Below are 10,776 nucleotides of genomic sequence, written 5' to 3' on the forward strand. Positions count from 1 at the left end.
CCTTTTAGGGGAGGTTTGGTGGGGTATAATGAAAGTAAAGTTACAATTTGAAAGATTCCTTATTTGCAGAATCACTTTTTGGACACCCTCCTCATCATAATATTAATCACTATTCATTTTTGTTCACAAATAATTTCTCAACTTTTATTTGGTTTAGTGATTGAGCTTTCACAATATAAACACCCGTTTGCTTAGGTAATGTCAAAATTGTCTGTTCAGACACAATAACCTTCTGTTCAATCATATCTCCATTAATCGAATACAATCCCACAATAGCTTTACCGTTACTAGAATTTAATATATCATTTGTAACTTCAACAACTGCCTTATTGCCTAACTTGTAAATATTGATATTCTCATTCTCAGACAACTCCGCATCATCTAAATCAGAAACTTTTGTTGTAACATCGGAGAAATGTATAACAAATCGATCATTACTTTGACTTACAACTGGTGTAAATACATATTCATTATTTGTCCTTAGATCAATAAAAAGATCCAAATCCTTATCTTCAAGATAAACCAATGTCGTAGCGTCAAAATCATCAATATTTGTTGCTTTAATAATTAAATCACCTTCCCAATTATCATCAACCTTATAACCCAATTCTACTTGTCTGATAGTTGAAGGTTCGGGCAGTATATTGATTGCAACAAAATTACTTTGTTTTAAAGTATAGAAATAAGCAACATTTCGATTATCACTAATCTTTTTCTTAGAATCAACTTTACTAAAGATATGGCTTCCTTCCTGAGTACAGACCATTGCAATTTCATCCTCAAACAATCCATTATCCAACTTCAGCCTTAAAACATTATCCTCATTTTTTGTTGACTTCAACAATGCAGAGTGATGAACCCTGGCTCCTTTATTAACACCAAACTCTCCATTGGATGTACAGTTAATCCAGAAAGCCTGCATTGGAGCAATGTACTTAGTCCCTCCATTAACACCCTGACCTGTTGTTCTATTATAGGTGGCTAAATCGCGTTCGCCTGCATATGTTGTTCTTGTATAAATTGTTTCACTGATATTTGAAAAATTCCATTGACTTGAGATACTCACATCCAGAAAGGCAGGATACGGGTTAGCAACCAGTTCCCATCCTTTTTGTATTGAATAAGTATAATCTCCATATCTTGCTCTTCCTTCAAAACTTATTGTCTCCGGATCTTTAAATATCACACTATATCCCTGAAGCGGCTCCGGATCTAAATCATATGAATCGTCATCCATCTCAATCCAACCTTTATTATATCTATAAACACGTGCTCTGTCATTATCTGAAGCATATAAATCGGCTGCCGTAACACCATCAACAGGTGATCCAATATACCAGTAACGACGTGAATCAAATGTAAAGTCAACTTTTTCGACACCATTACCACTAATTGTTCCATTATTGATAAAAGAAGCCATCATCTCTGAATTATTATTCTGAATGATAAATTCTCCATCATTGGTTAAATCACCATCTATAGTAAACTGACTTCCAGGTGACATTGTAAGTGTTGCCCCTGTATTTATTGTTAAATCCAGTGCAAACGCATTCCCTCCAATAACTGGCTGATAAGTAGTACTACTAATTTCAACTTCTGAACTAATATTTGGTACAGATCCCTGACTCCAGTTTTCTGATTTAAACCAATCGTTTTCATAACCTGAAGTTCCACCTAACCATTCGTACACCGAACTTGGAGTTATAGATCCCCATGTAAATATGTTACCAGTCACAGTTTCATTAAAAACACTTTCAACTGTTGATGTAATGGTACCGTTTGTAGAACCTCCATCCATTATATTATCACCAATTTCATTCCACTGGTCAGTTGTTCCCAACTTCCATTCAACAATGCGTAAATTATCTCTTTCATCAGAATCAACTGATACTCCACTCTGCGAATCCCAGCGAACTGTAACATTGGCTTCAGCTGTCTCAGGACCATTAACCCTCCAATATTCTCCGTGGCTCACATAGTTAAGAGGAGAAAGTAATTGATCCGGATCATAACCTCCTGACAGTGGATTGGCAGCAATATACTCGGCCTCCCATATCCCTGTTGTACCTGATTGAATTCCAGACAAACTCACTATACCAATTCTTCCATTATTTCCAACCGGAAAATCAAAAGTATCATTATTAGGTATTCTTTTTCTTAGAGGACCATTAACGTATGAACTACTACTTCCTCCCTGCACACCTGAAGATGCCGGATTTGTAATTGTGAGTGTATTTACTGAAGATGTATTAATCACACCTGAGGTTAATAATAATTTATTTCCAACCTCGATAGGATTATTGATGGTTAAACCTGCAACGTTACTTATTTCGAGATTATTAAAATCATTAGTATTGATAAAATCACCAGTTAACTCCTGAGGATCTGTACCATTAAAAGTAATAGTAGCATTATCTATACCTGCAGAAAATGATCCATTATTTAATATCAAATCCATTTCAAGCAAGTAAGATTTATTATAAAGGTTAATTAATGCAAGATTAGCATCATCACCATCAATTATTACATCACCATGAAAAGTCAGGTTACCATTTGGCAAGTTTCTTTGGTTTGTTCCTGTAAAAACTACATTATTTACCTGTGTAAAATTACTTAGAACAGAATATCCTATTGTTCCGTCAAATTCAAATGTTCCACCGCTACTCTTAATAAAATCATTATATGAGGCCGAAGGCATTGCTCCATCATAAATATGAAGAACACCAGTTCCAAAAATATCACCCAAACGATGACCATAGGTACTACCAAGACTTAATCTTCCAGAGCTATTGATAGTTGTAGTATAAGCTGTAACAAAATTTGTAGACATTGTTACATTATGATTAATTTCCACCCTCGCTCCTCTTGGTCCTCCAGCAGGGGCTACAGGCGACCAAATTGCATCAGACCAATTACCATCTGCAATAGTTGTATATACAGGAACCTCATCAGGTATTGCTCCTTTCTTAGTCGCTGTCTGCGGTTCTACACCTGCTGTATAATCTCCGGAGATTCCCAAATCATTCGTTCCGGTAAAAGTAAAGGTTAGATAATCATTGGTTTCATCATAAGAATCCTGATCATATTTCGTCCATTGATAAGATCCGTCGTTTAATAAACGTGCAGTAATGTAGTCAGACTGATCATAGGAAGGACTATTTACCAGTGCTAAATCATCGTTTGCATAGAAATTAATCGTTGCATCAAAATCAGTTATCTCATCACTTCTTAGAATCCAGTAAAATTGCAATGCATTTTCATTATCAACAATCTCAACATCCGGAGATTCATCGTCCTCAATTAAAGTAGGATGCACCTCATGTGAAGCTTTTACAATTATACTTCCAGTTGTTGACGTAACTGAATTAATCGACATCTCCACCGGAGTATATACACCATTTGATCCCATTGGAAAAATCAACTCTTTGGTTCCCGGACCAGAATAAGTTCCAAATAACTGTTTCACTCCAGCGTCAACATAGGACTTGGTAGTTTGAATCATATTTGTTTCTCCAAATGCATTAACAGGTGTTATTAATGCATCTTTACTTAACGTTAGAAGATTTCCACCTATATCAAACACTCCATTCTCCAGTTCTAATCCGTGCTCAATATATACATCAAACCCATCAGTAACTTTTATGCCATTAGAATTATTTACCCTAAGTTTTCCAATTAAACCATTACCTGATAAATTTTGCAAGATTGATCCATCCATTACAATACCAGCACCACTGCCACCATAATTATGCTCACCATTATTCACAAAATTTCCTTTTAAGGTAATGGTATGATCATTATCGTTTATAGTTCCAGATAATTCAAACTCATCATTTACTTGAATATCTCCATTTAAATCTAATTGTCCATTACCCTCCTTAATCAGATTATTAAAGGTAACGGCAGATGTTCCGGTTATATTCTGATCTATATCTCCAGTAAATGTAACTGTATTATCTCCTGTTTCAAACGACCCATCATTTTGTAAATCACCACCAATAGTAACATCGAGATCGTTACAATCAAAAGTTGACCCAGAATCAATAATCAGATTGCTGTTTAAACTTAAATCCTCTACCCAAATTGTTGCAGATGGATTATTAGCACTTGAATTATCAACTTTAACATTCTCTAGACCTATAGAAGATCGTATACCAATATTTTGTGAAGCAGGTGTAGATGCATTTCCTAGCTGAATGGTTACCCCATCACCTACAGTACTTTGGTCTGGCTGCAAAAACAAGGCAGCCCTAACAGGAGATGATTGCTGTCTGACTATCTGCAATGTACCTCCTGTGAATGTAAATTCACTACCTGTATTATGAACTTCCAAAACACCTCTACCGCCTTCGGTAGCCGAGGTTTCACCCAGAATAACATCACCACCTGTTTGACGATACTTTAAGATTCCTTCATCTGCAGTCAGAGAACCTCTAACCTGACCTCCTACAATTAATGAACCTCCTGTCGTTATTGATAGAACAGCATTACCTGATGCTGAAAATTCAATATTGTTATTTGCGCCAGACATATCTAACGTACCACTATTCACATCAAGTGTTCCGTCGAGTATTATGTTCGAATTTCCATTTGCATAAGCTGCTCCTTGTAAAAGTTTAAGACCAGCTGTACTTGGAATAAAGAAATCATCATCACCTGTAGTGAGATTAAGATCTACATCCGGATTATTTACTATAAACAATCCATTCGTTAATTCCAAAGCCTTTTGTATACCGACTCCTGAGGTTGGTCCGTGAAGATTAAAATCGGTATTAAATGTTGCTTCAATTGATTTCGACGAACCTTTGTCAATTATAAGTCTATAAAGATTAGGAATATCACCATTCACATATGAATAGGTCATATTAGTGTTTCCTACAAGATTTAATACAACCTTGTCTTCATCAGCGGCTGTCCATAACTGTATCCCATCAGTGCCTGAGCCGTCTGATGCCTGATAAATATTTCCATAAACATTCAATGTATGTTCAATTCCATTTGTTGATGGATTATCTATAGCTAAGAGACTTGAGGCATTCGCCATTATAATATCCCCTTGAACAGTTAAGGTTCTGCTTGTTCCATTATTAGCATATAGCAATTGAGCTCCACCGCCCGAAGGCGAACCTTCGGATGGATCTGATTCGAAGAAGAGAAGATCACCTCCAATTATAAAATCACCTGTTATACCATTATTTAGCAAAAGATTAGCATCACCCAAAATTTCTAGATTACCATTAATATTCATATCCTTTTCAATGGTAATATCATAATCATTTCCTCCCCATCCGCTATTGGCCAACAATAAATTAGGCACCTCTTCAGGAATATTATTAATTACTCTTGGATTAACACTATTTTCATAAGCAATGTAAGATGAATCATTATCAACAAATTCTCCCAGATCCATAAGCGTAAAATCCGGATCACTATATCTGTTCCAGAATAATCCCTCTCCTCTTACCAAGCCTGCTGTTAACTGACCTGAACCATTATTAATACAAAGGGTTGGCCTGAATTGGAATGCTGATCGATAGACTCTCTCTGTTGGATTTCCATCAATATCCTTCATTTGAGTAAATACTAATTCAGCCACTTCTTCCTGCGTATTATCAATCCAAACACCATGTGGCTGTCCTTGAAGAGTTGGCTTCTGAGCATCTTCCCAAGGAACCCAACCTATTACTGCAATATCACCTGCTTCGGGATACTCATTATTACCACTTGGACATTCTGGCTGACGACTGTCATGATATTCATAAGAATCGATTGTTCCATTTCCATCTAGGTCATTAAGAAGATCATTTCTTGTCCATGTAGCTCCATCCCTCCAACGAGGTTCGCGACCTGTTTGCCCGGTAGACGAACCATGGTCACGAGTATAAAATATGGATACACTTCCGGTAAACCGATTCTCTTTTCCTGCGGTATAATTAGCCACATCTAACGGGAATCGGCCACCGGAACCATCATCATATGTGATGATATTATTTGTTTCATCAACCTTCGATTTATCGTCGATGTATAATCGGGTATATGGATCTACTGCCAACACTTTACCTGGGACATAATTATTTTCCTGCCCCTCTTCATCTGTATCATCGTAGTAAAACAAATACTTCACATTCGGAACAGATGTAAAATCAGTATTTGTAAGTTTCCAATAATAAGACAGTAGATCTCCTCCATTTTGGACATCTGTAGTTTGTAATTCGCCATCCACCGGAACAATTGTGATGTATCCACCACCTGCCGGAACGTTAGCAAGATTTATACTTACAGGTGTATATTTACCTAGCACTCCAATTGGAAATACAACATCGGTATTATCAGCCAGTCCATCTTCAATTAAACGGGTCAATCCTCCATCTGAAGCATTACCATCTCCATAAAACATTTCGGTAGAAGCATTACCATCAGTAACCCGATAAACATTTGTAGTTCCACCTCTGTGCAAATAATCGACCTTTAGATTATATGGTCCCATGTTTATGCGACCTACATAATAGCTAATACGCTTAATGGTGACATCACTTGTCAAAGTTATAATTTCAGTATTCGGTGCTGGATTCATTTTGATATTACCAAGAACAGCTCCATCTTCCGTATTAATTTCGATATCAGCATCTTTAAACATCACCAATGCATCAATGTTTGTAACACCATGCTCGTAAACACCACATTGTGCATTCGATTTTACATTTAAAGGCCCGAAAAGACGAATAGAATGTTCCCCCTGATCAAATATTCCAGATTGAACATCCATGACATTAGATACTCGTACTAATCTGGCATGCCAATCTGTACCTACATTGCCGGCTTCTTTATTGGCATCACCTTTTAATATTACTTTTTTACCATCAGGTTTATTAATCGAAAGGTTATACAAGTATAATTCATATCCATCATCAACATTATGTCCTATATAAAATTCTGAATCTTCATCTCCATTAAATGTTAGTGTATTGTATGCACTTGCATTATTCCTAAACCATAAACCATAATTGTTTGTACCATTCTCACTTTGTAGTTGTGCATCTTCAGATATAGAGAAGTTATGCCCAACGGTAATGTCCTGGCCATTATGATATAAAAAAGCATTTGTTTCAATAGTCAGATCATTAAGCACTATCAAAGGCTGTGCACTAAGATTTTCAGAACCTGCAACATTACTGGCATCTGCTAATACATGGTTGTATGTATTACCGGCAGAATTTGTAAGTCGTAAGTTATAAAATGGTGCTTTCGATGTAATATTAAAATCACTACTAGAACTAACATTACAAATAACAGTACCTCCGGTAACATTTATATTCTGTGAATCAGAGTTGATAAAAATACCACCCAAGCCTCCTGTTTGATGAACATTTAATGTACCACCACTCATATTGAATACATTTCCAGAATAGGTCATTGAAAACCTGTAATATTCGCTGTTCATTGAACCAGCGACCAGATTCACGGTACCGCCACTTTGAACATATCCACCTACATTATCAGAACCTAGTACAGATGTACGAATCACATTGGTATTTACAATTCCACCTTCAACTTTTATTAAGCCATTTTTTCGTGTTGTGATACCACTGGAAACTTTTGATTCGAAAAGCCCTCCTGAGACTTGCAATGTCCCATAAGGAACCGTAGCATTACCATTATTATTTAATACCGTAGCTCCATCGACCCAAAGCCTTGCTCTCTCTGGTATATCAAAATTCCCACTGTTACTAAGTGTTGATATACTAATATTAGCTCCTAACTTAACCGTTCCTGCAATCAGACCTAATGCATTATTATTGGATGTTCGATAAGGTTGATCACCGGAGTGACTTTCACTTGCAAATCCAAATAGATTGAAATAAGAAGCATCATCAGCATCAACAGATGCAACATAAGTCTGATCAATTCCTTTATTTATTTCAATGCGGTAAAAATTAGTGACACCATTTAATTGTAAAGCCTGGTCAGATGATGTATTAATCAGATTTAAATCTACAATCCCATCTGTCGCCTCGCTGTTTGCAATTTGAGAAGTTCGATTGGTAAATTTTACAACTCCATTGTTAGTAAAATCACCCATTAAATTTAATTCATGCCTGGCATTACCTGTTCCGGTTGTAAAACTACCATTGGATTGCACCCAAAGATTATTCCCAATATCGATACTCAATCCACTGGTTGAAGCATTGTCATTGATTTTAAACTCACCTCTGTTTATATAACAGCTTCCATTTACCTTAATATCATTAAGAACAGTTATTGTATTTGTCGAACTATTAAGGTTTATTTCCAGATTATAAAATTCTCTTGATGTCAAATAATCAAATCCACCTCCTGTATAGACGACCGTTCCTTCATCCAATCCTTCACTAACAAACCTGGTTGCATCTCCTTGTGGAAATTCATCTGACTCCAGGACTAAACGACCACTTCCATTAATTGTACCCCAATTATGTCCTGAAGTAGCACCAAGATCCAATGTTCCCCTTATTTCAATAATTGCATTTGTTTTATTATTACTTGTTACATCAACTGTAATACCATTTTTTATGATGACTTTATCAATGGCTGAAGTTGGTGATGTGGTTGGTGTGTAACCATTGGGAACATGAGTATTCTCTTGCACCGACCATGTATCAGGATTATCCCAATCATCATTCAGCCAAGCATAGTAAGTTACACCAGCTATACCTTCAAGAGGTGCTGCAGACAAATCAACGGAACCAAGTGTAAAAAAGCCATCTGCCCAGTCAGCACTATTGACCGTAAATGTTAATTTATTTGCACTTGTTAGGGTTGTTGTGGCTGGCATCACAGTATAAGTCCCTCCTTCAGTGTTTTTATACAAAAGAACATAATCAGCAGTTCCGGAGAAATACTTACCATCCTCAAATCCTGTAAGATCAAATGTTATCTGAGGATCAAACATTCCGGTTCTCTGAATGTACCAACTTCTTCCCCAGGCGCCTGCAGCATTGGATAATCCGGTTTCGACATTTGAAAGGTTATTAGAAACTCCGTTATGAGCTGCAAATAAATAGTTTCCTGTTGACAAATTATCAGTTAACAGTTCTAATCCACCCAAAGAATAAATCTGCGATGTCCCGTCACTTTCAACTCCAACACCCCCAAAATCATTAATATGCGAACCTGCATTAGCATTTGTAAAACCATCCTTTGATATTGTGAAATCAGTATCAAACTGAGCATATTTTAAATTGAGATAGTTATTGACTATGGAAACTTCTGCTTGTGAAAGTTGTCTATCATATACGATTACCTCTGCAATATCGCCTTCAAAAGCCTGGTTAGCCTGATAACCTCCATCAACAGCATCCTGTTCTCCTCCTATAGTAAAGCAACCAAGCGAGGTAAATGGATTAGTTCCCAGCGAATGATTTAAAGCGGTTCCATTATCTTTATAAAAAAACGCGTTTCCATCAGTACTAGACCATGTCTGAGTTAATATATGCCAATTATTATCATTTAAACTTTCATTGCTATCCCAACGACTTCCTTTAATAAATGTATTAAAGGAAGAGGCATCGTAAAGCAAATATTCATTATCTCGGGCATCTACAGCATATGAAATAAATGCTTCAGTTGAATTTGCGGTTCGTGCGACTATAAAAGTTGAAATGGCCTCATCAGGCATATCAAAATTTAACCTTCGTATCCTATTGTTAGACTGACTAAATTCTGCAATTGCGTTACCATTTAAAACACTTTCTCTATATATTGGAGATAATAACACATCTGACTGAGAAAGATCATTCCCATTTCCAGATAAATCAGTCCAATTGGTGATATAATCATTCTCAGTCAATCCTAATGATTCTCCATCAAGCCACAAAACAATTCGCGGATTTCCATCCGAACCATCTTTATTTCCAATTCCACCTGGCCCATTCTGAGCCGTTAATAATAAATTAAATGTAAGAAAGACGAAACTAAAAACAAGTTTAGCAACCCTTGTAATCTCAAAAAAACTTCTCATATAATTGGTTTAATCCCTTATAATTAGACTGACACTTTTATAACAAAAAGCAAAAATAATATGAATTGACAAAAAGATCACATAGTCGAATTTATCTTTGACTAACAATTAATTATTATTGATTAATACTCTTGACATTAGATTTTTTAATCAACAACATTTAAACGATTCAGTAACCTTTTGAACATTTCATCAATTAATCTGAATGAGTAACTATCTTTTTATTTCATGGAATTGCTTTAGCAAAAATCAATCACTAACTTTTGAAAGGAATCTAAACCAACTACTCACGGATAATTAAACACTCAACATGAAAAAAATTCTAATCATTGATGATGCCGATGACACAAGAAAAACCTTAAAAACACTACTGAGGAATCAGGACATAGAAATATTGGAAGCATCTAATGGGGTTGAAGGATGGGACATCATTATTAAAGAACATCCTGATCTGATTTTACTGGATTTACATATGCCTCAAAAAGATGGTTTTTCAATTTTAGAGGATCTTGAAGAAGAATGGATGGGTATACCTGTCGTAGTGGTGTCAGGAGATACTGAAGAAGAAACCATTTCTACGTGCAATTTCTTTGGAGCTAAAGCCTATTTAAAGAAACCTATTGCATTGGAAGAATTTAAAAAAGTAATCAAGGTTATTGAGGAGGCATAATGAAAAAGGGCGATCAAAAAGTGATTCTGCAAATAAGGAATCTTTCAAATTGTAACTTTACTTTCATTATACCCCACCAAACCTCCCCTAAAAGGGAGGCTTAAGTCCC

At 36.0% G+C, this 10,776-nt stretch carries 2 protein-coding genes; one reads left to right on the plus strand and one right to left on the minus strand.

The window, feature by feature from the left end; all coding sequences use genetic code 11:
* Positions 1-109: 109 nt before the first annotated feature.
* Positions 110-9,997, minus strand: coding sequence for a DUF8693 domain-containing protein (locus ACRD62_RS21925; RefSeq protein WP_430822231.1), 9,888 nt, complete (start codon positions 9,995-9,997; stop codon positions 110-112).
* A gap of 310 nt (positions 9,998-10,307) precedes the next feature.
* On the opposite strand from ACRD62_RS21925, the gene ACRD62_RS21930 reads away from it, so the two are divergent.
* Entirely contained in the window at positions 10,308-10,667 is a 360-nt protein-coding gene (locus tag ACRD62_RS21930; RefSeq protein ID WP_430822232.1) for a response regulator, read from the plus strand.
* Positions 10,668-10,776 lie beyond the last annotated feature (109 nt).

It is taken from the genome of Carboxylicivirga caseinilyticus (assembly GCF_050589785.1).
GTDB classification, from domain to species: domain Bacteria; phylum Bacteroidota; class Bacteroidia; order Bacteroidales; family Marinilabiliaceae; genus Carboxylicivirga; species Carboxylicivirga caseinilyticus.